At 68.7% G+C, this 24668-nt stretch carries 13 protein-coding genes, 1 tRNA gene and 1 rRNA gene; 3 read left to right on the top strand and 12 right to left on the bottom strand.

What is annotated here, in order from left to right; all coding sequences use genetic code 11:
• Positions 1-248: 248 nt before the first annotated feature.
• Both ABZ348_RS33765 and ABZ348_RS33760 read left to right on the top strand, forming a co-directional pair.
• On the top strand, positions 249-4934 hold the full coding sequence (locus ABZ348_RS33765; RefSeq protein ID WP_358939691.1) for an ATP-dependent helicase: 4686 nt from the start codon (positions 249-251) through the stop codon (positions 4932-4934).
• 143 nt (positions 4935-5077) lie between these two features.
• On the top strand, positions 5078-5893 hold the full coding sequence (locus ABZ348_RS33760; RefSeq protein ID WP_358939689.1) for a DNA-formamidopyrimidine glycosylase family protein: 816 nt from the start codon (positions 5078-5080) through the stop codon (positions 5891-5893).
• A gap of 12 nt (positions 5894-5905) precedes the next feature.
• Here ABZ348_RS33760 and ABZ348_RS33755 read toward each other — a convergent pair whose 3' ends face one another.
• The 10 genes from ABZ348_RS33755 to ABZ348_RS33710 form a co-directional block, all read right to left on the bottom strand.
• Positions 5906-6196, bottom strand: coding sequence for a hypothetical protein (locus ABZ348_RS33755; RefSeq protein WP_358939687.1), 291 nt, complete (start codon positions 6194-6196; stop codon positions 5906-5908).
• 408 nt (positions 6197-6604) lie between these two features.
• Positions 6605-7075 carry a DNA starvation/stationary phase protection protein gene (locus ABZ348_RS33750; RefSeq protein ID WP_358939685.1) on the bottom strand — a complete coding sequence of 157 codons (471 nt, stop codon included), beginning with the start codon at positions 7073-7075 and terminating at the stop codon, positions 6605-6607.
• 401 nt (positions 7076-7476) lie between these two features.
• The gene (locus tag ABZ348_RS33745; RefSeq protein ID WP_358939683.1) at positions 7477-7860 is read right to left on the bottom strand and encodes a helix-turn-helix transcriptional regulator; all 384 of its coding nucleotides are present in this window, start codon (positions 7858-7860) and stop codon (positions 7477-7479) included.
• Between the two features lie 109 nt (positions 7861-7969).
• The gene (locus tag ABZ348_RS33740) at positions 7970-8479 is read right to left on the bottom strand and encodes a CinA family protein (RefSeq protein WP_358939681.1); all 510 of its coding nucleotides are present in this window, start codon (positions 8477-8479) and stop codon (positions 7970-7972) included.
• Positions 8476-9141: a CDP-diacylglycerol--glycerol-3-phosphate 3-phosphatidyltransferase gene (gene pgsA, locus ABZ348_RS33735; RefSeq protein WP_358939679.1), complete on the bottom strand. Its 666-nt coding sequence runs from the start codon at positions 9139-9141 to the stop codon at positions 8476-8478. The genes ABZ348_RS33740 and pgsA overlap by 4 nt, the downstream gene beginning before the upstream one ends.
• On the bottom strand, positions 9138-10697 hold the full coding sequence (rimO, locus tag ABZ348_RS33730) for a 30S ribosomal protein S12 methylthiotransferase RimO (protein WP_358939677.1): 1560 nt from the start codon (positions 10695-10697) through the stop codon (positions 9138-9140). The genes pgsA and rimO overlap by 4 nt, the downstream gene beginning before the upstream one ends.
• Positions 10698-10827: 130 nt before the next feature.
• A complete protein-coding gene (locus tag ABZ348_RS33725) occupies positions 10828-11655 on the bottom strand; it encodes a helix-turn-helix domain-containing protein (protein ID WP_358939675.1) in 828 nt (275 codons plus the stop codon).
• Positions 11656-11861: 206 nt separating this feature from the next.
• Positions 11862-14651, bottom strand: a complete 2790-nt coding sequence (locus tag ABZ348_RS33720) for a DNA translocase FtsK (protein ID WP_358939673.1) — start codon at positions 14649-14651, stop codon at positions 11862-11864.
• A gap of 156 nt (positions 14652-14807) precedes the next feature.
• Entirely contained in the window at positions 14808-15488 is a 681-nt protein-coding gene (locus tag ABZ348_RS33715) for a response regulator (RefSeq protein WP_358939671.1), read from the bottom strand.
• Positions 15489-15772: 284 nt separating this feature from the next.
• Positions 15773-21256 (bottom strand): HAMP domain-containing protein, encoded by a 5484-nt coding sequence (locus tag ABZ348_RS33710; RefSeq protein WP_358939669.1) that lies wholly within the window; start codon positions 21254-21256, stop codon positions 15773-15775.
• A 269-nt stretch (positions 21257-21525) separates the two neighbouring features.
• On the opposite strand from ABZ348_RS33710, the gene ABZ348_RS33705 reads away from it, so the two are divergent.
• The gene (locus ABZ348_RS33705; protein ID WP_358939667.1) at positions 21526-24180 is read left to right on the top strand and encodes a SpoIIE family protein phosphatase; all 2655 of its coding nucleotides are present in this window, start codon (positions 21526-21528) and stop codon (positions 24178-24180) included.
• Positions 24181-24246: 66 nt separating this feature from the next.
• Here the strand turns inward: ABZ348_RS33705 and ABZ348_RS33700 are convergent.
• Positions 24247-24319, bottom strand: a tRNA-Thr gene (locus tag ABZ348_RS33700).
• Between the two features lie 258 nt (positions 24320-24577).
• A 5S ribosomal RNA gene (gene rrf / locus ABZ348_RS33695) occupies positions 24578-24668 on the bottom strand; the annotation flags it as partial.

The raw sequence follows: 24668 nt of genomic DNA, 5'->3' as shown, positions 1-24668 counted from the left end.
GCATTCGTCAGTTCATGCCGACGCACCATGCCCGACTCATGCCCGAAACAGCGAGAGATCCACCATCCCAGGCAAGAGCCATCAGACACTGCCTAAGCCGCTGGAACTGAACCACCTGAGCCGCCCGGAACCGAACCGTCCGAACCGAACAGCCGGCCCGCGCTCCTCCCAGCGGTGTGCACCCCCATCAGCACCCCGGCGAGCGCTCCCGAAGCCGATTGTCAGTGGCGCGGTGCACGATGGGGGACATGGCCAGGACTGCGCTCGACTCGTTCTCCCCCGCCACCCGGAGTTGGTTCGCGGGAGCCTTCAGCGCGCCCACCGCCGCGCAGGAGGGTGCCTGGCAGGCGATCGGCGAAGGCTCGGACGTCCTGGTCGTGGCCCCGACCGGGTCCGGGAAGACCCTGGCCGCCTTCCTGGCCGCGCTCGATCGGCTGACGGCCACCCCACCGCCCGCCGACCCCAAGGCCCGCTGCCGGGTCCTGTACATCTCACCCCTCAAGGCACTCGCCGTCGATGTGGAGCGCAACCTCCGCAGCCCCCTGATCGGAATTCGCCAGGAGTCGGTGCGGCTGGGGCTGCCCGAGCCCGATGTGCGGGTCGCCATCCGGTCCGGGGACACACCGCCCGCCGAGCGCAGATCGCTGGCCACCAAGCCGCCGGACATTCTGATCACCACACCCGAATCGCTGTTCCTGATGCTCACCTCATCCACCAGGGACGCCCTGGCCGGGGTCGAGACGGTGATCCTGGACGAGGTGCACGCCGTCGCGGGCACCAAGAGGGGCGCCCATCTCGCACTGTCCCTGGAGCGACTGGACGAACTGCTGCCGCGTCCCGCCCGGCGCATCGGCCTCTCGGCGACGGTGCGGCCGGTGGAGGAGGTGGCCCGCTATCTCTCACCGCAACGGCGGGTGGAGATCGTCCAGCCGCCGTCCGGCAAGGAGTTCGACCTGTCGGTGGTGGTCCCCGTCGAGGACCTGGGCGAGTTGGGCGGTTCGCCGACGGCAGGGGGCTCCGGTGGCACCTCCGACAGCGGGGACAGGCCCTCGATCTGGCCGCACGTCGAGGAGCGCATCGCCGACCTCGTCCAGGCCCACCGCTCCACCATCGTCTTCGCCAACTCCCGCCGCCTCGCCGAACGGCTGTGCAACCGCCTCAACGAGATCGCCTACGAGCGGGCGACGGGCGAAACCCTCCCCGAAGGGTCCCCACCGGCCGAGATCATGGCCCAGTCGGGTGCCGCACGCGGTGCTCCGCCGCTGCTCGCCCGGGCCCACCACGGTTCGGTGTCCAAGGAACAGCGCGCCCTGGTCGAAGAGGACCTCAAGGCGGGCCGACTGCCCGCCGTGGTGGCCACGTCCAGTCTGGAGCTGGGCATCGACATGGGTGCGGTCGACCTCGTCGTCCAGGTCGAGTCCCCTCCGTCCGTCGCCTCCGGCCTCCAGCGCGTGGGCCGCGCCGGACACCAGGTGGGCGCGGTCTCCACCGGCGTGGTCTTCCCCAAGTACCGCGGTGACCTGGTGCAGGCGGCCGTGGTCACCGAGCGGATGCGCAGTGGGGCCATCGAGGCGCTGCGCATCCCGTCCAACCCCTTGGACGTCCTGGCACAGCAGTTGGTCGCGATGGTCGCGCTCGACGTCTGGCAGGTCGACGACCTGTTGGCGCTGGCCCGCCGGGCCGCCCCCTTCGCCTCCCTGCCCGAGTCAGCCTTCACGGCCGTGCTGGACATGCTGGCCGGACGGTACCCGTCGGACGCCTTCGCCGAACTGCGACCGCGCGTGGTGTGGGACCGCATCGCGGGCACGGTCACGGGCAGGCCCGGGGCGCAGCGGCTCGCGGTGACCTCCGGCGGCACCATCCCGGACCGCGGTCTCTTCGGTGTCTTCCTCGCCGGGTCGGACCCCAAGAAGGGGGGCGGCAGGGTCGGCGAGCTGGACGAGGAAATGGTGTACGAGTCCCGGGTGGGGGATGTGTTCACCCTCGGCACCACCTCCTGGCGGATCGAGGACATCACCCGTGATCGCGTGCTGGTCTCGCCCGCACCCGGTGTGCCGGGACGACTGCCCTTCTGGAAGGGCGACCAGTTGGGCCGGCCCCTGGAGCTGGGGCGCGCCGTCGGCGGCTTTCTGCGGGAGGTGGGCGCGCTTTCGGAGGAGGACGCACGGCTGCGGCTGCTGGCGGCCGGGCTCGACGCCTGGGCGGCGCAGAACGTCCTCGCGTACCTGGACGAACAGCGCCGCGCCTGCGGCCATGTGCCCGACGACCGAACCATCCTCGTGGAGCGGTTCCGTGACGAGCTGGGCGACTGGCGGGTGGTGATCCACTCACCGTTCGGTGCCCAGGTCCACGCCCCGTGGGCACTGGCGCTCGGCGCCCGTCTCACCGAGCGGTACGGCATGGACGCCCAGGTCATGCACGCCGACGACGGAATCGTGCTGCGGCTGCCCGACGCCGATCTGATGAGCGATCTGATGGGCCTGGACCTGCTGGACCAGGATCCGGACCCCATGGACACCACGTACGACAGCGCACAGGCCCCGGTCGGCGCTGCGGACGCCGTCTTCGACCAGGGGGAGATCGACCGGCTCGTCACCGAACAGGTCGGCGGATCCGCGTTGTTCGCGTCCCGGTTCCGGGAGTGCGCCGCGCGGGCGCTGCTCCTACCGCGGCGCAGCCCGGGCAAGCGCACCCCTCTCTGGCAGCAGCGCCAGCGGGCGGCCCAACTGCTCCAGGTGGCGAGCGAGTTCGGTTCCTTCCCCATCGTGCTGGAAGCGGTCCGAGAGTGTCTCCAGGACGTCTTCGACGTGCCCGGGCTGGTCGAGCTGATGGGCGACATCGAAGCGCGCCGGGTCCGCATGGTCGAGGTGACGACGGCGGAACCCTCCCCGTTCGCCCGCTCCCTGCTGTTCGGCTATGTCGCCCAGTTCCTGTACGAGGGGGACTCCCCGCTCGCCGAACGGCGCGCCGCCGCCCTCTCGTTGGACTCCCGGCTGCTGTCGGAACTGCTGGGACAGGCCGAACTGAGGGAACTGCTCGACGCCGATGTCCTCGTCGAACTCGAACGGGAGCTGCAATGGCTCACCGAAGACAGAAGGATCAAGGACGCGGAGGGCGTCGCCGATCTGTTGCGCATCCTCGGGCCGCTCACCGATGCCGAGTTGGCCCTACGCGGAGGCGATCCCCAGTGGGCCCGGGCACTGGCCGATGCACGTCGGGCGATTCGGGTGCGGGTCGCGGGACAGGATCACTGGGCGGCGATCGAGGATGCGGGGCGGCTGCGGGACGCTCTGGGCACTGCACTGCCGGTGGGAGTGCCCGAGGCGTTCACCGAGCCCGTCAAGGACCCGCTGGGCGATCTGCTGGCCCGGTTCGCCCGGACCAACGGCCCCTTCACCTCGGTCCAGGCCGCGGCTCGCTTCGGTCTGGGGACCGCGGTCACGGACGGTGCGCTCCAGCGGCTCGCCGCGGGCGGGCGCATCGTCCACGGCGAGTTCCGCCCCCCGATGGGCGACCACCCCACCGCGGACTCCCCCGGCCCCACCACCGGCATGGAATGGTGTGACGCCACGGTCCTGCGCCGTCTGCGGCGCCGTTCGCTGGCTGCCCTGCGGCAGGAGTTGGAGCCGGTGCCCCCCGCCTCACTGGCCGCCTTCCTGCCCCCGTGGCAGCACATCGGCGCCAGAGATCTCCGTGGCATCGACGGACTGGCCCGGGCGATCGAGCAGATCCAAGGGGCGAGCGTGCCCGCATCCGCCCTGGAGAAGCTGATCCTCCCCTCCCGCGTCCAGGGGTACACGCCGACGCTGCTCGACGAACTGACCACGACCGGCGAGGTCCTGTGGGCGGGCGCCGGAGCCCTGCCAGGCAAGGACGGCTGGCTCTCGCTCTACGTCGCCGACACCGCACCGCTGCTGTTGCCGCCACCCCTCCCCCTGGAGCTGACCGCGCTGCACGAGTCGGTGTTGGCAGCCCTCTCACCCGGCTACGGCCTGTTCTTCCGGCAGATCGCCGACCAGGTGCGGGCCACCACCCACCCCGATGCCACCGATCCGCAACTGGCCGATGCCGTCTGGGAGCTGACCTGGTCCGGACGGCTCACCAATGACACCCTCGCCCCGCTGCGTGCGCTGCTCGGCTCGGGCCGTACCGCCGGATCGACCGCGCACCGGGCGAGGCGTCCCGTACCCCGGGGCAGATACGGGGGTCTGGTGACGGCTCCCGGCCGTCCCGCCTCCCGAGGTGGGCCGCCCACGGTCAGCGGTCGCTGGTCCGTGCTGCCCACCGTGGAGACCGATCGCACCCATCGGGCCCACGCTCTGGCGCGCACCCTGCTCGACCGCCATGGGGTGGTGACCCGCGGGGCCGTCGCCGCCGAGGGCGTGCAGGGCGGTTTCTCGGCCGTCTACCGGGTCTTGGCGGCCTTCGAGGACAACGGGCAGGCGCGCCGCGGCTATGTGGTGGAGGGCCTGGGCGCGGCCCAGTTCGCCATGGACGGTGCGGTGGACCGGCTGCGTGCCGTCTCCACCGCCCGTGAGCGCGCCGACTCCGGTTCCGCACTGCCAGCCATGGTGCTGGCCGCAGCCGATCCGGCCAACGCGTACGGGGCTGCGCTGGGCTGGCCCGAATCCCCTGAGGGGGCCGGCCACAAACCGGGGCGCAAGGCAGGTTCCCTGGTGGTGCTGGTCAACGGCGAGCTGATTCTGTACATGGAGCGCGGCGGCAAGACACTGCTCTCCTGGGTGACCGATCCCGATGCCCCGGCGCTCACCGCCGCAGCAGGCGCCCTGGCGGACGCCGCACGCGTCGGCACGCTGGGTACGGTCACCGTCGAGCGGGTGAACGGCACCCCGGCGCTGACCTCACCGCTGGCGGCGGTACTGGAGACAGCGGGCTTCCACGCCACGCCCAGGGGCCTGCGCGTGCGGCCCTGACGTGGTCACGGTCGCTGCGGGAGGGAGCGCGGCGGCGAAGTCAGTCATCCCGGGGCCCTGCCCATGCGGCCCCTGGCTCCCACACCACCAGGGCCGAGACTGCTCGCCACCCCTCCGCCGCGGGAATCACGCATCATGGGTTCATGCCCGAAGGCGACACCGTCTGGCGTACCGCACAGCTACTGCACGCAGCTCTCGCGGGGCAGGTGCTCACCCGCTTCGACCTGCGGGTTCCGCGTTTCGCCACCGCAGATCTCACCGGCCGGCCCGTCCTGGAAGTCGTGGCGCGCGGCAAACACCTCCTCGCTCGGATCGACGGCGGGCTGACGCTCCACTCCCATCTCAGGATGGACGGCGCTTGGCGCATCTTCCGCGCGGGCGAGCGGTGGCGCGGTGGTCCCTCGTACGAGATCCGAGCCGTCCTGGGGAACTCCTCGCACACGGCGGTGGGCTATCGGCTGCCCGTGCTGGAGCTGATCCGCACCCTCGACGAGGAACAGGTCGTCGGCCATCTGGGGCCCGATCTCCTCGGGCCCGACTGGGATCCGCAGGTGGCGGTGGCCCGGCTGCTGGCCAAGCCCTCCCGCCCACTCGGCGATGCCCTCCTCGACCAGCGCAATCTCGCGGGCATCGGCAACGTCTACAAGTCCGAACTCGCGTTCTTGGCCGGTGTGACGCCCTGGTCACCCGTGGCGGACCTGCCCGCCGGGATTCCGGAGCGGCTCATGGCCACCGCCCATCGGCTCCTCATCGCCAACCGGAACACGTTCGACCGGCAGACCACCGCCCGGTCACCGGGTGGCGGTAGCACGGCGACCCGCTTGTTCGTCTACGGCCGCTCGGGGCTGCCCTGTCTCCGGTGTGGCACGCCGATTCGCCGGGCAGCAGCGGGCAAGGGAACGGGTGATGAGCGGGTGACCTACTGGTGTCCGGGCTGTCAGTCGGGACCGGTCGGCTGATCACGCGGCGATTCACCGAGCTGAACGACGTCGTTCCGCTGCCTTGGTGACGGCGGTACGCGCGGCGTTCGCCCTGCTCACCGAGGCTCTGGTGGCCGAGGCACGGGCCACCCACCCCGTCCCGGCACGGGCTGCCGTGACATGCACCGGCAGCAGACTGAGCCCCCATCCGCCCGCCGCGACCGCACCTTCGACGAATCCCGTGCGCTCGGGAATGAGCGCCAGCCGCAATACGGCCCACCACCACACGCCGGCCACCAACAGCGCGGCCAGGACGCCGAGGGCCACCCCGCGTCGTGCCATGGCTGCCTCCCTCCCGACCACCGTAGACCGGCACGATCACCCACAGGGAGGGCGCACCGGATGCAGGCCCGGCGCACACCCCTGGATGAGGGGGTGTCGCTCTGTCGTGACGCCTTCTCAACAACCCGTGTGGGCGCTTGAAACCGACGCTGCCGCGCCCTTCTACCGCCGTTCGGGGCGGGAGGCACCCGTCCCAGGGCCAACGGAGCCTGGCCAGCGCCCGGCCCGGCTGGTGCTCGTCGAGCAGCACCAGCCGTGGGGCATCGCCGGCACACGGCCGCTCGGGCGGGAAGTGGGGCTCTTCTGCCACCGTTGTTCTGCCACCGCCGAGACCGCGTTCACCGTGGACCATCGACGATCACCGGTGACCTACCGCCGGGCGATCACAGCGTGCCCACTGCCACGTGCTCAGGCGCTCTCGGCTTGGAACATCCACGCGTGCTTTTCGAGATCCGCGGTGAGACCGATGATGATGTCCTGGCTCACCGGGTCGGGCTCACCCGTCACGTCGATGCGTTCCCGCATCCGTACGATCACCGCGCCCAGCGCGTCGACGAGGACCCGTACGGCGTCGCCGTCCTTGATCCATCCGTCCGGCACGGTCCCGATGGCGCTCTGGGCCGCCACGGTGGCCGCACGGCCGTCCGGGGTCACACCGATCGCCGAGCAGCGTTCCGCCACGGTGTCGGAGTGCAGCCGGGCGGTGTCCACGACCTCGTCGAGCTGAAGGTGAACGGAGCGGAACCTCGGTCCGACCACGTTCCAGTGCACCTGCTTGGCCACCAGTCCGAGGTCCACCAGATCCACGAGTGCACCCCGCAGGGCTTCACCGACCGCCTTGAGATCGGCCTCGGACAGGGGACTCTTCACGACAGACATTCATGTCCTCCACTCGGTTGTCGGTCATTCCCACCATGACATAGGCCCCCGAACCAGACATTCGGAGGGGGTCTTCCGTGAGACCACATGCACCCAGACACGGTCATTCACGCGCCTACCCCGCGAATCGACAATCAAGCGGAAGGACACGGCTCGATGCCCAGGCGGAGCGACGCGCATCGGCAGGCAGACGCGCATCGGCAGGCAGGTGATTCGACAGCCAAAAGCCCCGGACCACCACCCATCGGGGCGGCGACCGGGGCTTGTCCCGCATCACACCAGTGAACCGTGCATCAGCCGCTCATCGGCTTCTGCCACCGTTCCTCAAGCAGATCCGTAGCGAAGACCGAGCGGACCCGGCCGGACCTGATCCGACCCGGTCCCACCGGTCTTCGTACCGATCAGGCAGCGACGACGTCGACAGCTTCCGCCGGGGCCTTGATGGTCACCCGCTCGGTCGGCACACCTGCCACCGACGTCACGGAGACCGCATTCAGCATCGAGCGCACTGGTGCAGGCACCGGCTCAGTGGCTGCTGCCGACTGAGCCAGTTCGGCGAGCGACAGTTCATCGCTCACTTCGCGCATGAGCTCGGACATCCGTACATCAAGCGCGTCGCAAATCGCGGAGAGCAGCTCGGAGGATGCCTCCTTCTGCCCCCGCTCCACCTCGGAGAGATAGCCGAGTGAGACTCGGGCGGACGAGGAGACTTCGCGCAGAGTACGGCCCTGGCGCTGGCGCTGCCGACGCAGCACGTCACCCAGCAGGCGACGGAGCAGAATCATCGGTGGCTCCCTCCTCGGACCGCGTAGCCGCATCCTTCACGCCCCACCGTACCGCCTTGCGCTGCGGCCGTGCGGGGAGCGATGTCGTGTTCACTCAGGGCTGCAAACATCAATTCCCCCCGTTCTGTTCCGTATCCTGTGCCCGCGCATTCCCGCTGAGTTCACCGGCGAGCAGTTCGAGCACGCTCCGTACACTCTCTCTACGGATTTCCGCCCGGCTCCCGTTCAACCTCAGTGCGGCCACATTCCCTGTTCCATTCGGGCCCGCGACGGCCACGTAGACCGTTCCCACCGGCTTGCCGTCCTGCGGTTCGGGTCCGGCCACCCCCGTGGTGGCGATGCCCCACGAGGCCCCCAGCAGGGTGCGCACCCCCGCGGCCATCTGCCGTGCGACCTGCACGTCCACCGCACCACGGGCCTCCAGGAGGTCCGCTTCGACGTCGAGCACGGTGTGCTTGAGCTCGGTCGCATAGGCCGTCACCGAGCCCCGGAGCACCGCTGAGGCTCCGGGCACGGCCGTCAATTCCGCGGCGACCAGTCCGCCCGTGAGGGACTCGGCCACAGCGAGTGTCTGACCACGCTCCGCAAGCATGGTCAGGATCTCGGCAGCGGGGTTCATCGGCCTCCACCGACCGCGCCGCGGGCCTTGGCCATTCCCCTGCGGCGCATCACGATCGCTTGACGTACGTAGTCGAGTCCGGTGATGACCGTCAGCAGAACGGCGACGGCCATCACCCAGAAGCGCAAGGTGGCCAACGGGCCCGTCAGGGCGAGGACGTACATGCCGACCGCCGTGCCCTGGGCGAGCGTCTTCAGCTTGCCGCCGCGGCTGGCCGGAATGACGCCGTGACGGATCACCCAGAACCGCATCAAGGTGATCCCCAGCTCGCGGAAGAGGATGACCGCGGTGACCCACCAGGGAAGGTCGCCCAGCGCCGAGAGACAGATCAGCCCGGAGGCCATGATCGCTTTGTCGGCGATCGGGTCGGCGATCTTCCCGAAGTCGGTGACGAGGTTGTAGGTCCGGGCGAGGTGCCCGTCGAAGATGTCGGTGATCATGGCCACCGCAAACGCCGCCCATGCCCAGGCGCGCCAGACCGGGTCGTATCCCCCGTCCTGAAGCATCAGGAGGACGAAGGCCGGCACCAGGACCAGCCGGATCATGGTGAGGATGTTCGCGATGTTCCACAGACTGGCCTGATTGACCGCCGCGGCACCCAGCTTGCCGCCGGGTGCGGGCCTACCGGTGCCGCCCCCCGTGGAAGCCGGCACTCCGGTCATCTGCCCGCCTCCTCGACCGGAATCGGGCGGTCGCCGCCCTCCGCCGACCGAGCAGCAGCCCCGACCGCAGTGAGGCCGCCGTCGAAGTCATCCCCGGGCAGGCCGCAGTATTCGGCCACCAGGTCGACGCCTTCCGTCTCGACGACCCTCGCCCTGACCATGCGGCCGGGCACCAGCCCTTCACTCGCGGTGAAGACGATCTGCCCATCGGTCTCGGGGGCCTGGTGTGCCGCACGGCCCACCGCGCGCTCGTCACCGTCCGCTCCCCCGGTGGACTCGACCAGCACCTCCAGGTTCTCCCCGATGCGCTCCTCCGCGCGCTGCGCGGTCAGCTCTTCGGCGAGCCGGGACAGATGCGCCAGCCGCTCCGCGATCACGTCGTCGTCGAGTTTGTTCTCGTAGGAGGCCGCTTCGGTGCCGTCCTCGTCCGAGTAGCCGAAGACGCCGATGGCGTCCAACCGCGCGTGGGTCAAGAAGCGCTCCAACTCGGCGAAGTCCGACTCGCTCTCGCCAGGGAAACCGACGATGAAGTTGGATCGGACACCGGCCTCAGGCGCCTTGCCCCGGATCGTCTCCAGCAGTTCCCAGAAGCGCTCGGTGTCACCGAACCGCCGCATCGAGCGCAGCACGCTGGGCGCGGAGTGCTGGAAGGAGAGGTCGAAGTACGGGGCGATCTTCGGCGTCGAGGTCAGGACGTCGATCAGGCCGGGCCGCATCTCGGCGGGCTGGAGGTAGCTCACCCGCACCCGCTCGATGCCGTCCACGGCCGCGAGCTCCGGCAGCAGCGTCTCCAGCAGTCGGATATCGCCCAGGTCCTTGCCGTACGAGGTGTTGTTCTCGGAGACCAGCATGACCTCCTTCACCCCCTGCTCCGCGAGCCAGCGGGTCTCGCCGAGGACATCGCTGGGGCGCCGGGAGATGAAGGAGCCGCGGAACGAGGGGATCGCACAGAACGAGCAGCGCCGGTCGCAGCCGGAAGCCAGCTTCACGGAAGCGACCGGGCTCGTGCCCAGCCTGCGGCGCAGGGGGGCACGCGGCCCGGAGACCGGTGCCACGCCCTCGGGTAGATCCGTGGGCGCCCCATGACCGGGGAGCGCCACCTCCGCCGCCGTGGACGCCTGCTGCCGCTCGGCAGGGCTGAGCGGCAGGAGCTTGCGCCGGTCGCGCGGCGTGTGCGAGGCGTGGACGCCGCCGCTGAGGATGGTCTGGAGCCGGTCGGAGATGTCGGCGTAGTCGTCGAACCCGAGCACGCCGTCAGCTTCGGGCAGCGCTTCGGCGAGTTCCTTGCCGTACCGCTCGGCCATGCAACCGACGGCGACCACGGCCTGGGTTCTGCCGTGGTCCTTTAGATCGTTCGCTTCGAGGAGCGCGTCGACGGAGTCCTTCTTCGCGGCTTCGACGAAGCCGCAGGTGTTGACGACGGCGACGTCCGCATCGGCGGCTTCCTCGACGAGCTCCCAGCCATCCGCTGCCAAGCGGCCTGCGAGCTCCTCCGAGTCCACCTCGTTACGGGCGCAGCCAAGAGTGACAAGGGCGACGGTACGGCGTTCGGGCATGGGCTCAAGACTACTTTGTCCTGACCCACGCCCCTGCCGCCAGGCTCGTCGACGACCGCCCCGCCGGCCGCTCCGGTGCTTCTCGCCCCTGGCGCACCGACTGTCCGCGCCGCCTCTGATGTGGGGTTACTCAGCCGGCCTCGGGGTCACCCTTGGTGTAGGAGAGTCGCTCGACCTGCCCGGGCTTGAACTCGTCCTCGACCTTCTTGCCGTTCACGAACAGCTCGATCGCACCGGCATTGCCCAGGATGAGATCGATTCGATCATCGTCCTGGAAGGTCCGGGAATCGCCCTTGTTCAGTGTGCCGTCGAACAGCAGCTTGCCGTTGTGGGACTTGGCGGAGATCCAACTCTTGTCTTCCAGTACGGACAGCGTCACCGTGACCTTGTCCTTCGGTACGGCGGCGATGGCACCGTCGGACGGATCGGGCTTGGGGTCGGCCGGCTTGGTGTTCGTGGCCTTGGTCGGCTGCGGCTTCTCCTCCGCCGCCGGCCCCTCGGCGACCTGCCGCTTCTTCCCCCCGTCGTCCTCCCCGTTGAAGAAGGTGAAACCGACGAAGCCCACCACGGCGACGATCGCGGCCACCATGGCGGCGGTCCAGTTGGGGCGACGGGGTTCGGGCCGAATACGCTCGGCCTCGAACAGGGGTGCGGCAGGGGTCGGCGCGGGCCTGCCGCCGTGTTCGGAGTCGTACTGGGCGACGAGCGGGTCGGGGTCGAGCCCGACCGCATGGGCGATCATGCGGATGTGGCCGCGAGCGTAGACATCGCCACCGCTGCGGGCGAAGTCGTCCTGCTCGATCGCATGCACGATCGGGATACGCACCCGGGTGGTGGCACTGACCTCGTCTACGGTCAGACCTGACGAGATGCGGGCCTGCTGGAGGACACGGCCGATCGAAGGCCGCTCTTCCTCGGAGGAAGGCCGGTCGTCTTCGGGGGAGTTGCCGATGGACACGGGGGTGCCTTTCGAGCGTGTAACCACCTGCTGGAGGTTCAGTGTATGGGTGGTACGAAAGGGTGGGGCAACCGGGCGGACGGACTTTGTACGCCATCGGAATGGCCGGTGACGTCCGCGACGGTGGAGGGGCGGGCGAGACGGTTACACCGTCTCTCCCTCAACTTGACGTTCGACCGGTGGAAACGGTTGCCCACCAAAATCCCTCAACTCGAAGACTCCCCCCGGATCACGGCCAGCACTCCATCGAGTTCATCGGGCTTCACCAAGACGTCCCGGGCCTTGGAGCCCTCGCTCGGGCCCACGATGTTGCGCGATTCCATCAGATCCATCAGCCGTCCGGCCTTGGCGAAGCCGACCCGCAACTTGCGCTGGAGCATCGAGGTGGACCCGAACTGGGTCGACACCACGAGTTCGGCAGCCTGGCAGAGCAGATCGAGATCGTCGCCGATGTCCTCGTCGATCTCCTTCTTCTGCTTGGAGCCCACCACGACGTCGTCGCGGAAGACCGGGGCCATCTGATCCTTGCAGTGCTGGACGATCGCCGCGACCTCGTCCTCGGTGACGAAGGCGCCCTGCATACGGGTGGGCTTGTTCGCCCCCATCGGCAGGAACAGCCCGTCGCCCTTGCCGATCAGCTTCTCCGCGCCCGGCTGGTCCAGGATGACCCGACTGTCCGCCAGCGACGAGGTGGCGAAGGCCAGCCGGGAGGGCACGTTCGCCTTGATCAACCCGGTGACGACATCGACGGACGGCCGCTGCGTCGCCAGCACCAGGTGGATGCCCGCCGCACGCGCCAATTGGGTGATGCGCACGATGGCGTCCTCGACGTCCCGGGGGGCCACCATCATCAGATCGGCCAGCTCGTCGACGATGACCAGCAGATACGGATAGGGCTGGAGCTCGCGTTCGCTGCCCTCGGGCAGCTTCACCTTGCCGTTGCGGACCGCCTGGTTGAAGTCGTCGATGTGTCGATATCCGAATGCGGCGAGATCGTCGTAGCGCAGGTCCATCTCGCGCACCACCCACTGGAGCGCTTCCGCAGCCCGCTTGGGATTGGTGATGATCGGCGTGATCAGATGAGGAATGCCCTCGTACGCGGTGAGTTCGACCCGCTTGGGGTCGACGAGCACCATGCGTACATCCTCCGGAGTCGCCCTTATCATCACCGACGTGATGAGGCAGTTGATGCAGGACGACTTGCCCGAGCCGGTGGCGCCCGCGACGAGGACGTGCGGCATCTTGGCGAGGTTGGCCATCACATAGCCGCCCTCGACGTCCTTGCCGAGCGCCACCAGCATCGGATGGTCGTCCTCCGCAGCGTCCGCGAGCCGCAGCACATCGCCGAGGTTGACCATCTCCCGGTCCGTATTGGGGATCTCGATGCCGACGGCGGACTTACCCGGGATCGGCGAGATGATCCGTACGTCGGGGCTGGCGACGGCGTACGCGATGTTCTTCGTCAGCGCGGTGATCCGCTCGACCTTGACGGCCGGGCCGAGCTCGACCTCGTACCGGGTCACGGTGGGGCCGCGGGTGAACCCGGTGACGGCCGCGTCGACCTTGAACTCCATGAAGACATTGGTCAGCGAGGCCACGACGGCGTCGTTGGCCGCACTGCGCGTCTTTCCGGGCCCGCCCCGCTCCAGCAGGTCCAGGGAGGGCAGCGCATAGGTGATGTCCCCCGCCAACTGGAGTTGCTCGGCGCGCGCCGGCAGGGCGTGGGAGTGCTCGGGCGCGGGCTTGGTCAGGTCGGGTACGCCGGTCGAAGGTGCGGATTCCTCGGGCCGCTCGGGCCCTCGGGCGGGCGGTACGGGCGATGATGCGGCCCCTGCCGCCCGCCGGTCCGCGGTCACGTCCCGGGTGAGTCCGGCGACCAGCGGGGAGGGCGGCAGCCCGTTGTAGACGGCGCCGTCGAGTGCGGCGGCAGCCGCGGCGGCGATGTCGACGGCATCCATCGGCCGGTCCTCGGACGGCGGTGCGGACTGCCTGCGGGGCCGACGGCGCTGGGAGAGCGCGTCTTCCTCGGCAACCTCGGGCGCGTACTCGTCCACCGGCCCTCGGCGTGCGCCGTCGCGTCGGGGACGGCCGGGCACCGCCTCGCGCCAGTGTTCTTCGTAGCGTCGGTCGTCGTCGCCCAGTTCGTCGTCCTCCGGGCCCGGATGGCCCTGGACCAGTCCCAGGCGGGTGCCCAGGAGCCGAAGCCGTTGCGGAATCGCGTTCACGGGCGTCGCGGTGACGACGAGCAGGCCGAAGACGGTGAGCAGGAGCAGCAGGGGTACGGCCAGCACCTCGCCCATCATGAAGACGAGTGGCTTCGAGGCTCCCCAGCCGATGAGCCCGCCCGCGTCCTGCATGGCCTCGGTGCCCTCCCCTCGGTCGGGGGAGCCGCAGGCGATGTGCACCTGGCCCAGGATGCCGATGGCCAGGGCGGACAGACCGATCACGATCCGGCCGTTCGCCTCCGGTCGCTCCGGATAGAGGATCAGCCGGATGCCGACGGCACCGAGCAGTATCGGCACCAACAGGTCGAGCCTGCCGAAGGCGCCGGTCACCAACATCTCGACCAAGTCGCCCACGGGGCCGCGCAGGTGGGACCAGGTACCGGCGGCGACGATCAGTGCGAGCCCGAGGAGCAGCAGGGCCAGGCCGTCCTTGCGGTGCGCGGGGTCGAGGCCCTTCGCGCCCTGTCCTATGCCGCGGAAGACCGCCCCCACGGCCCGTGCGATCCCGAGTGCGATGGCGCGCAGCAGGCGCAGTACGCCCCGGGTCGGGGAAGGTGCGGGTTTGGGCACCGGCCGCTTGGCGACCGCCTTCTTCGCGGGGGCCTTCTTGGCCGGTGGCCGCTTGCCCGGAGCGGCCTTCTTGACGGGGGCCTTCTTGGCCGGGACCGCCTTCTTCACGGGGCCGGCGGCACCGCTCGTACGGCCGGCGCGCGGCTTCCCGCCCGTGCCTGCGGTGCCGGGGGAACCCTTGCCGGACGTACGTGAGGCCATGGGGGTGAGGTTACCGGTGTGAGGGGCGGCGGACACGTGTGCGTACCGCTTCACCCGTTCGTGTCGTGCGAACCGGGCTCGCTCATCGCGGTGATGTGCTGCCCGTTCGGGCAGGGGTCAACCACCGGCCCCAGGGGTGGTGAATCCGGGTACGGGTCAGTTCTGCGAGGGCAGGGGTGACGGGCCACCCGTGCCGGGTTCCAGCGCGTCCAGTGCACGGCGCAGACCGGTCAGTTTGCGTTCGAGATGGGCAGCGGTCGCCACGGCGCCGGCGTCGGCCGACTCGTCATCCAACTGTTTGGAGAGCGCTTCCGCCTGTTCCTCGACCGCCGCGAGCCGCGCTGACAACTCGGCGAGGAGTCCCACGGACTCCTTGCTGACGCCGCCGCCGGTCTGCCCGCCGCCTTCGAGTTGCAGTCTCAGCAGGGCCGCCTGCTCCCGAAGTTTGCAGTTCTTCATGTAGAGCTCGACGAAGACCGAGACCTTGGCCCGGAGTACCCACGGGTCGAACGGCTTGGAGATGTAGTCGACCGCGCCCGCCGCGTATCCGCGGAAGGTGTGGTGCGGGCCGTGGTTGATCGCCGTGAGGAAGATGATCGGGATATCGCGGGTCCGCTCCCGCCGCTTGATGTGCGCGGCGGTCTCGAAGCCGTCCATGCTGGGCATCTGAACATCCAGCAGGATGACCGCGAAGTCGTCCGTCAGTAGCGCTTTGAGCGCTTCCTCCCCTGACGATGCCCGCACCAGCGTCTGATCGAGCGCGGAGAGAATGGCCTCCAGCGCCAGCAGATTCTCCGGCCGGTCATCGACCAGGAGGATCTTGGCCTTCTGCACCATGCCCCGTCCTCCTCGCCCCGGCTTGGGGTCTCCTCGGCTCCATGAACCGCAAGACGCACCGGGCGCCACCCCAGGGGACGGCTCCCTTGCGCCGCCCGTCCTTGTGCCGGTCATGGTAGCCGCACCCTGGCCGTCGCCACACCCTGTCACCAGGATGTCACTGTGCACAGACCGGAAACGCTCCGGGAGAACAGAAGGTTCCCCGAACACCACCGTCTCACACACCTTCGGCCAGAGTCGGTCAGTATCGATCAGCAATTACCCAAGTTCTCCGACCGCTTGATTCACTCCCCGCGCATCCACTGCTCCATCACCGAGAGCAAGTGGTCAGGATCGACCGGCTTCGTCACATAGTCCGACGCACCCGACTCGATCGCCTTCTCGCGATCGCCCTTCATCGCCTTCGCGGTGAGCGCAATGATCGGCAGACCCGCGAACTGGGGCATGCGACGGATCGCCGTGGTCGTCGCGTACCCGTCCATCTCCGGCATCATGATGTCCATCAGAACGACCGTCACATCATCGTGCTGCTCCAGGACTTCGATGCCCTCGCGACCGTTCTCCGCGTACAGCACCGACAGGCCATGCTGTTCCAACACGCTGGTCAGCGCGAAGACGTTGCGGATGTCGTCGTCGACGATCAGCACCTTCTCGTTGTCGAAGTTGAAGGTCGGCCGGGTCTCCGGCAGACCCTGCGACTCCGCGCCGAGCTGGGCGTCGAAGGTCTGGTCCGTCTCTGACGGCGCGTTCTGCGATGCGCGGGCCGGCAACGCGGCCCGGGCGTCAGAACCGTTCAACGCCTTGCGGCGACGACGGAAGAGAGCCGCCGGCCCACCGCCGTGCCCGTCGCCCTGACCCAATCGACCGTCCTGGAGCTGTGCGACGGCACGGGAGGGATCGCCGACCGACCCGTCACCCGACTCGTCCTGGCCGTAGCCCTGTGGGGGCAACTCGGTCGGGTGCAACGGCAGATAGAGCGTGAACGTCGACCCCCGGCCCGGTTCGCTCGCCGCGTGGATCTCGCCGCCGAGCAGTCGGGCGATCTCCCGGCTGATGGACAGCCCCAACCCGGTGCCTCCGTACTTGCGGCTCGTCGTCCCATCCGCCTGCTTGAACGCCTCGAAGATCACCCGCATCTTGCCCGCGGCGATCCCGATCCCGGTGTCCGTGACCGAGAAGGCGATCAGATCGGCGTCCGCCTCGCGCAGCGACCCCGCCTCCAACAACTGCTCCCGGATGGACTGCGGCACGTCCGCAGCAGCCGGCCGGATCACCAGCTCGACCGCACCCGAGTCCGTGAACTTCACCGCGTTGGACAGCAGATTGCGCAACACCTGCAACAGCCGCTGCTCATCGGTGTGCAAGGTGGCCGGAAGCTCCGGAGACACCCGTACGGAGAAGTCGAGCCCCTTCTCCGCGGTCAGCGGACGGAACGTGGCCTCCACGTAGTCGACCAACTGGACCAACGCGATCCGGGTGGGACTGACGTCCATCTTGCCCGCCTCGACCTTCGACAGGTCGAGGATGTCGTTGATCAGCTGGAGCAGGTCCGAGCCGGCACCGTGGATGGTCTCGGCGAACTCCACCTGCTTGGGCGAGAGGTTGCCCTCGGCGTTGTCCGCGAGCAACTTGGCCAGGATCAGCAGCGAGTTGAGCGGGGTGCGCAGCTCGTGCGACATGTTCGCCAGGAACTCGCTCTTGTACCGCATCGACACCGCGAGCTGCTCGGCCCGCTCCTCCAGCACCTGCCGGGCCTCTTCGATCTCGGTGTTCTTCACCTCGATGTCCCGGTTCTGCTGCGCCAGCAGTTCCGCCTTCTCCTCCAACTCGGCGTTCGACTCCTGAAGCGCCTTCTGCCGGTTCTCCAACTCGGCGGAGCGTTCCCGCAGCTGCTCGGTGAGCTCCTGGGACTGCTTCAGCAACACCTCGGTCTTGGTGTTGACGCTGATGGTGTTGACGCTCGTGGCGATCATTTCGGCGATCTGGTTGAGGAAGTCCCGTTGGATCTGGGTGAACGGCTGGAACGACGCCAACTCGATCACTCCGAGGACCTTCCCCTCGAAGAGCACCGGGAGCACGATCACGTGCGCGGGCGATGACTCCCCCAGTCCCGAGGAGATCTTCAGATACCCCGGCGGCACATTGACCTGGATGGTCCGCTTCTCCTCCGCTGCCGTACCGATCAGCGTCTCCCCCGGCCGGAAGGACGTGGGCATCAGCCCCGCGGAGTAGCCGTAGCTCCCCCTCATACACAGTTCGTACGAGACGTCCGCGCCGGTTCCGGGCACGTCCGTCCCGTTGCCGCCGGTCGTCATCGCGAGGAAGAACGCGCCGTGCTGGGCGGAGACCACCGGAGTCAGCTCGCTCATGATCAGCGAGGCGACGTCGTCGAGGTCGCGCCGTCCCTGCATCAGACCGGAGATACGGGCCAGGTTGCCCTTCAACCAGTCCTGCTCCTCATTGGCGAGGGTGGTGTCGCGCAGGTTCACGATCATGGTGTTGATGTTGTCCTGGAGCACCTGGATCTCGCCGGCGGCATCCACACCGTCGATCTTCAGATTGAGATCGCCGCGGGTGACCGCGGTGGCCACCGCCGCGATGGCCCGGACCTGCCGGGTCAGGTTCCCGGCCATCTCGTTCACCGACTCGGTCAGGTCACGCCAGGTCCCGTCCACGTCGCGTACCCGGGCCTGACCGCCCAACTGCCCGTCGGTACCCACCTCACGGGCCACACGGGTCACCTCGCCCGCGAACGAGGAGAGCTGGTCGACCATCGTGTTGATGGTGGTCTTCAACTCCAGGATCTCACCCCGCGCATCGATGTCGATCTTGCGGGTGAGGTCGCCCTTGGCGATGGCGGTCGTGACCGTGGCGATCTGCCGCACCTGGCCGGTCAGATTGGACGCCATCGAGTTCACGGACTCGGTCAGGTCCTTCCAGGTCCCCGAGACGCCGGGCACATGCGCCTGACCGCCCAGCCGACCGTCCGTGCCCACCTCACGGGCCACACGGGTCACCTCGTCCGCGAACGACGACAGGGTCGTCACCATCGTGTTGACCGTGTCGGCGAGCTCCGCGACCTCGCCCCGGGCCTCGACCGTCACCTTCTTCGTCAGATCACCGTTGGCGACGGCCGCGGAGACCCGGGCGATGTTCCGCACCTGATTGGTGAGATTGCTGGCCATCAGATTGACGTTGTCGCTGAGGTCCTTCCAGATGCCGGTCACACCGCGCACCCGGGCCTGACCGCCCAGCACGCCTTCCGTGCCGACTTCACGGGCGACCCTGGTCACCTCGTCGGCGAGGTCCAGCAGCTGGTCGACCATGGTGTTGACCGTCGTCACCAGTTCGAGGATCTCACCCTTGGCGTCCACGGTGATCTTCTTGGAGAGGTCGCCCTTGGCGACCGCCGTGGTCACCTCGGCGATGTTGCGCACCTGGGAGGTGAGGTTGTTCGCCATGAAGTTGACGGACTGGGTGAGGTCCTTCCAGGTGCCGGAGACGCCCTGCACCTCCGCCTGGCCGCCGAGGATGCCTTCGGTACCGACCTCGCGCGCCACCCGGGTGACCTGCTCGGCGAAGTTCGAGAGCTGGTCCACCATCGTGTTGAGCGTGTTCTTCAACTCCAGGATCTCGCCGCGCGCATCAACGTCGATCTTCTGGGACAGGTCACCTCGCGCCACAGCGGTGGCGACCTGGGCGATGTTGCGGACCTGGGAGGTGAGATTGCCCGCCATCCCGTTCACCGAGTCCGTCAGATCGCGCCACACGCCCGCCACGCCCGGCACCTGCGCCTGGCCGCCGAGCCGACCGTCCGTACCCACTTCCCGGGCGACCCGGGTGACCTGCTCGGCGAAGGCGGACAACTGGTCCACCATCGTGTTGATCGTGTTCTTGAGCTCCAGGATCTCGCCCCGGGCGTCGACGTCGATCTTCTGGGACAGGTCGCCCCGCGCCACCGCCGTCGTGACCTGCGCGATCTGACGCACCTGCGAGGTCAGGTTCCCGGCCATGAAGTTGACGGAGTCCGTCAGCTCCTTCCAGGTACCGCTCACCCCGTCCACCCGGGCCTGGCCGCCGAGCTGACCTTCGGTGCCCACGTCCCGTGCCACGCGCGTGACCTGGTCGGCAAAGGAGGACAGCTGCGCCACCATCGTGTTGACGGTGTTCTTCAGCTCCAACATCTCACCGGCCACATCGACCGTGACCTTCTGCGACAGATCACCGTTGGCGACGGCGGTCGTGACCTGGGCGATATCCCGCACCTGGCCGGTGAGGTTCCTGAAGGCCGTATTCACCGAGTCGGTGAGGTCCTTCCAGGTGTTCGCCGCGCCCGGGACCTCGGCCTGTCCGCCGAGTCGACCCTCCACACCGACCTCACGGGCGACCCGCGTGACCTCCGAACCGAAGGACTGGAGCTGGTCCACCATCGTGTTGACGGTGTTCTTCAGCTCCAACATCTCACCGGCCACATCGACCGTGACCTTCTGCGACAGATCACCGTTCGCCACCGCGGTGGTCACCTGGGCGATGTCCCGCACCTGTGTCGTCAGATTGCGGAACACGGTGTTCACCGAGTCCGTGAGGTCCTTCCACGTCCCCGCGGCGCCCGGCACCTGCGCCTGACCGCCGAGCAGTCCCTCGGCGCCCACCTCGCTGGCGACCCGCGTGACCTCGTCCGCGAAGGTGCGGAGCGTCTCCGTCATCTGGTTGATCGTCTCGGCGAGCTGGGCCACCTCGCCCCGCGCACTGACCGTCACCTTCTGTGACAGATCACCGTTCGCGACGGCCGTGGTGACCTCGGCGATGCCGCGGACCTGGGAGGTGAGGTTTCCGGCCATGGTGTTGACGGAGTCGGTGAGGTCCTTCCAGACGCCCGCGACACCGGGCACCTCCGCCTGTCCGCCCAGCTCGCCCTCAGTGCCCACTTCACGGGCGACACGGGTCACCTCGGAGCCGAGCGACTGGAGCTGGTCGACCATCGTGTTGACGGTGTTCTTCAGCGCCAGCATCTCGCCGTCGACATGGACGGTGACCTTCTGTGACAGATCGCCCTTGGCGACCGCCGTGGTGACCAGGGCGATGTCCCGCACCTGAGCGGTCAGCCGGTGGGCCATCGTATTGACGGAGTCCGTGAGGTCCTTCCACGAACCGGACATCCCCCGCACCTGGGCCTGACCGCCGAGCTTGCCCTCGGTACCCACCTCCAGGGCCACGCGGGTGACCTCGTCGGTAAAGGCCGACAACTGGTCCACCAGGCTGTTGACCGTACGCGAGACCTTGAGGAACTCGCCGCGCAACGGTCGCTCGATGCCGTCCGCACCCTGCGAACGCACCTCCATCCGCTGGTCGAGATCGCCCTCGGCCACCGCGGACAGGACCCGTCCCACCTCGGACACCGGACGCGCGAGGTCATCGACCAGGGCGTTCGATGCGTCGATCGCGGCGGCCCAGGAGCCCTCGCACGCCCCCGTCTCCAACCGTTCCGTCAGCTTGCCCTCACGCCCGACGACCCGGCGCACGCGCGCGAGCTCACCGGTGAGGTGGAGATTCCGATCGGCGACCTCGTTGTAGACGGCCGCGATCTCGGCCATCACATCGTCGCCCGAGACCGTCAGACGCCTACGGAGATTGCCGTCCCGCATGGACACCAGGGCGGCCAGCAGCCGATTCAGGGCAGCCGTATCTACCTCGGTCGTCCCATTACTCCGGGATCGTCCGCCTTTCGCACGCGTGCTCGCACCACGCGATGCCGTGCCAGACTCCACCGTGTCCCTCCCGCAGGGGTTGGCCGTACTACCCGGGCTATATCCGGAATCCTGCCCAGTGTTTCACCCACGCCGAACAAGGCCATAACAGTTCGGCAGCTTCGCATAACGTCTCCGCCCTTGCAGGGCGGAAACAGCAGCGACCGGCATCCGCTCGGACAGCGAAGGTAAGTAACCTGGCATCCGGCTGTCCAACCGCCCCGGTCTGCCCGGCCGGGTCGATGTGGGCGTGCGAACTACCACCGGGCACCGGGAGGGGCAAGCCGATCATGGCTAAGCCGGGCGTCGAGACGCGTATGAGGAGTTCTGTGATCACCGCGCGGGCGGCTGCCAGCTTCGATCCTGTCGGGCGGTCCGTCGCGACCGCCCGCGCTTTCGTACGTGACACGCTCCAGGGATGGGGGCACTCGGAAGTCGTCGACGACGCCGTGGTCCTCACCAGCGAACTGGTCACCAACGCCATCATCCACGCGGGAACCGCAGCCGACGTGCTGTGTCTGCGCGCGGAGGACAGCGTGCGGGTCGAAGTCGCCGACCGCTACCCCGAACGCGAGGTTCCCATCCAGAGCGCCACACGCGCCCTGGGCAACCTCGACAGCGAGAACGGCCGGGGGCTCCTGCTGTGCTCCGCCCTCGCCTCCCGTTGGGGCGTCGAGTACACGCCCACCCACAAGCAGGTGTGGTTCCAACTCGACCTCCCCCAACGCCCTGTGGGCACCCGCTCCGCCGGTCCGGTGCTGCCGACCTCGCTCCTACCCGTCGCTGATCAGCGCGTACGCGTGGCAGTCCTCCAGATCGACGCGGCCAAGGTCATCTCCGCCTGGAACGAGGACGCCGAGCACATCTTCGGATACGCCGCCGAACAGGTCATCGGCAAACCCCTCGGTGACATCGCGGCCTGGCCGCACACCCCGAGCATCGGCACCGGCCTCGCCGAAGCCCTGCTGCTGTCCCGCTGGGAAGGCAGCTACGGCATCCGCGACACCAAGGGTCGAGTGGTCCCCGTCTACGCCTCCCACCTGCGGGTACGGGACACGAACGGCGAACCCTCCACCGTCTGTCTCCTCGTCCGCGACGACGAGCGTGCCGTCCTCCAGACACCCCAACGCGCTCCTGTCAGCGACTCCGGCACCGAGAACAGCGCCACGGACCCGTTCGAGGTCTTCATCGGATCACCGGCACCCGACGACCTTGACGGGCTGCTCCAACGCACCGTGGAGCGCGCCCGCGACATGCTCGACGGCGACGCCGCCTTCCTGCTGCTGGCCACCGATGACGAGACCGAGTTGGAGGTGCGCGCCACCACCGGACTCCCCTCGGCCCGACAGCGCTTCGCTCGGGTGACCGTCGAGGCCGGCACCGGGCGCTACGGATCGGCCCGGATGCCCGCCGTCCACGAGGACCTCATCGCCGTGCCCGGCGCGGTACCGCTCCTCAACTCCACCGGGATGCGTTCCGTGGTCACCGTCCCCCTCAAGGTGGAAGGCAGACTCACGGGCTCCCTCGGGGTGGCAGCGGAGTCCGCCGGTCGCTACTCCAACGAGGAGGCCCTGCGGCTCCAGTTCGCCGCGGACCGCATCGCCCTGGCCGTCGAATCCGCCCGGCTCGGCGAACTGGAGCGATTGCGCCGCGGTTCGCTCTCGTTCCTCGTCGAAGCGTCCGATCTGCTCGCCGGAACGCTCGACCGTGACCAAACGCTGGCCCTGATGGCGCAGATGACGGTACCGACCCTGGCCACCTGGTGCGCCGTCTATACGATCGCGGACCAGGCGTCGGACCCGTATCTCAGCTATGTGCTGCACGAGGACGAGGAACGCATCGACGGCCTCAAGGCGTTGCTGTCGACCATTGCGCCGCCCGACCCCGTACCGACTCCGGGTGCCCGCATCTGGACCGCACCCGGCAAGGCGGCCCAGCAGGCCGCCCTGCTGGCCTCCAAGCACCAGTTGGGATTGGGCACGGCTCCGCCCGTGTCGTCCGGCATCGGGACCACGCTCGCCACCGCCGCGGCCGTGGGCGGGGAGACGGTGGTACTGCCGCTGGTCGCCCGCAACCGCGTCATCGGCATGCTCACGCTCGGCAAGCCGTCAGACGACCACTTCCGCCAGGAGATCCTCGAACTCGCCGAAGACCTCTCCCGCCGAGCGGCGCTCGCCCTGGACAACGCCCGTCTCTACTCCGAGCGGGTCGCGATCAGCCAATCGCTCCAGCGCAGTCTGCTGCCGCCGGAGATGCCCGACATCCCCGGAGTGGAGGTCGAGGTCATCTACCGGGCCGCCGGCGAGGGCAACGAGGTCGGCGGCGACTTCTACGACGTCTTCCCCATCCGGGACGGCGCGTACGGATTCGCCATCGGCGACGTGTGCGGTACGGGCCCGGAGGCCGCGGCGGTCACGGGTCTGGCCCGACACGCGCTGCGCCTGCTGGCCCGCGAGGGCTTCGGCGGGCCCGCGGTACTGGAACGCCTCAACGCGGCGATCCTCGACGAGGGCGCCCGCAGCCGCTTCCTCACGCTCCTCTACGGCGAGTTGTGGCCCCAGGAGGACGGCAGCGCACTCCTCAAGGTCGTGTGCGCAGGCCACCCGCTTCCCCTGCGGCTGAGCCAGGACGGCACGGTGGAGCCGGCCGCGGACCCCCAACCGTTGCTGGGTGTGATGGAGGATCTGGAACTCCACGAACAAACGGTGACCCTCAATCCGGGCGATGTCCTGCTGTGCGTCACGGACGGAGTCACCGAACGCCGCGAAGGCACCCGCATGTTGGGGGACGAGGGCCTCACCGAGGTCCTCACGGCCTGTACGGGACTCACCGCCGGTGCGGTGGCGACGCGGGTTCTCCGTGCCGTTGAACGGTTCGCGGCAGAACCGGCCTCCGATGACATGGCCATCCTCGCCATGCGCGTCCCCGAACTCCACGCCCGCTAGGGTCCGAGCCCGCTAGGGTCCGAACAACGCAGAAGGCCCCCGCCATCGGCGGGGGCCTTCCGTTTGAGCCCCAATACGGAATCGAACCGTAGACCTTCTCCTTACCATGGAGACGCTCTACCGACTGAGCTATTGGGGCCTGCTGCGCTGCGGCAACGGAATAGATCATACCCCGAAACCAGCACTGCGCAGAACCGTCTGAGGCGGCGAAACCCTTCAGACCATCACGGGCCCCACACCGAGCTCTGGGCCCGCCGCTCCCATTCTCCATCTCGCCATATTCGTCCATGGAGTGCCGGGCCTGGCGGTGGATCTCAGGGTAGAAGGGGTACGGACCCATAACGCAAAAAGGCCTTAGCCCCACACACCGAAGTGCATGAGGCTAAGGCTAAAAATTGTTCGGCGGCGTCCTACTCTCCCACAGGGTCCCCCCTGCAGTACCATCGGCGCTGAAAGGCTTAGCTTCCGGGTTCGGAATGTAACCGGGC

Source organism: Streptomyces sp. NPDC005963, assembly GCF_040638655.1.
Lineage (GTDB): Bacteria > Actinomycetota > Actinomycetes > Streptomycetales > Streptomycetaceae > Streptomyces.
This window is presented reverse-complemented; position numbering and strand designations above follow the sequence as displayed.

Coding starts and splice junctions, on each gene's coding strand:
- ABZ348_RS33765 (WP_358939691.1), top strand. CDS start 249: ATGGCCAGGACTGCGCTCGACTCGTTCTCCCCCGCCACCCGGAGTTGG.
- ABZ348_RS33760 (WP_358939689.1), top strand. CDS start 5,078: ATGCCCGAAGGCGACACCGTCTGGCGTACCGCACAGCTACTGCACGCA.
- ABZ348_RS33755 (WP_358939687.1), bottom strand. CDS start 6,196: ATGGCACGACGCGGGGTGGCCCTCGGCGTCCTGGCCGCGCTGTTGGTG.
- ABZ348_RS33750 (WP_358939685.1), bottom strand. CDS start 7,075: ATGTCTGTCGTGAAGAGTCCCCTGTCCGAGGCCGATCTCAAGGCGGTC.
- ABZ348_RS33745 (WP_358939683.1), bottom strand. CDS start 7,860: ATGATTCTGCTCCGTCGCCTGCTGGGTGACGTGCTGCGTCGGCAGCGC.
- ABZ348_RS33740 (WP_358939681.1), bottom strand. CDS start 8,479: ATGAACCCCGCTGCCGAGATCCTGACCATGCTTGCGGAGCGTGGTCAG.
- pgsA (WP_358939679.1), bottom strand. CDS start 9,141: ATGACCGGAGTGCCGGCTTCCACGGGGGGCGGCACCGGTAGGCCCGCA.
- rimO (WP_358939677.1), bottom strand. CDS start 10,697: ATGCCCGAACGCCGTACCGTCGCCCTTGTCACTCTTGGCTGCGCCCGT.
- ABZ348_RS33720 (WP_358939673.1), bottom strand. CDS start 14,651: ATGGCCTCACGTACGTCCGGCAAGGGTTCCCCCGGCACCGCAGGCACG.
- ABZ348_RS33715 (WP_358939671.1), bottom strand. CDS start 15,488: ATGGTGCAGAAGGCCAAGATCCTCCTGGTCGATGACCGGCCGGAGAAT.
- ABZ348_RS33705 (WP_358939667.1), top strand. CDS start 21,526: ATGGCTAAGCCGGGCGTCGAGACGCGTATGAGGAGTTCTGTGATCACC.